1 pseudogene is annotated in these 523 nt (G+C 75.3%); it reads left to right on the top strand.

Features of this window, described 5'->3' with window-relative positions:
* Positions 1-523, top strand: a pseudogene (locus tag EEJ42_RS30890) (hypothetical protein); the annotation flags it as partial.

The following is a 523-nucleotide window of genomic DNA, read 5'->3' on the forward strand; positions in this document are numbered from 1 at the left end:
GGTACGCCGCCGAGCCCGCCGACCAGCCGCCCGCGCGGCCGACGCCGGGGGCGGCGATGCTCGGGGCGCTGCTGCTGGGGGCGGCGGGGGCCGTCCTCGGGGCCTGGCAGATCTACTGGGCGCAGAAGGCCGAATGGGACATGTACAAGTACCAGCTGACCGGCAAGCACAGCCTGATCACGCTGCTCTCGCCGCCCTCCGCCTGGCAGGCCTGGGCCCTCGTCGCGCTCTGCCTGGTGGCGGCCGCCGCCGCCCTGAGCCGCGCCCCGCTGGCGCGGCCGCTGGGGATGGTGACCGCGGCGCTGGTGCTGGCGACCGGGGTGAGCGCGGTTTCGCTCTACATCAAGCTGGAGTACGTCGAGCACTTCGACGATCTGCCGACCGTCGGGGTGCTGTCGGTGCTGACCGCGTTCTTCGAGCTGCTCGTGGGGCTGGTGGCGCTGCTCGTGCTCGCGCGGCGGGGCGAGGCGGACGCCCCGGCCCCGGCGTACGGAGCGGGCGGCTACGGCGGCGGATACGCCCC

This window comes from Streptomyces botrytidirepellens, from assembly GCF_003721215.1.
In the GTDB taxonomy this organism is placed as follows: Bacteria; Actinomycetota; Actinomycetes; order Streptomycetales; family Streptomycetaceae; genus Streptomyces; species Streptomyces himastatinicus.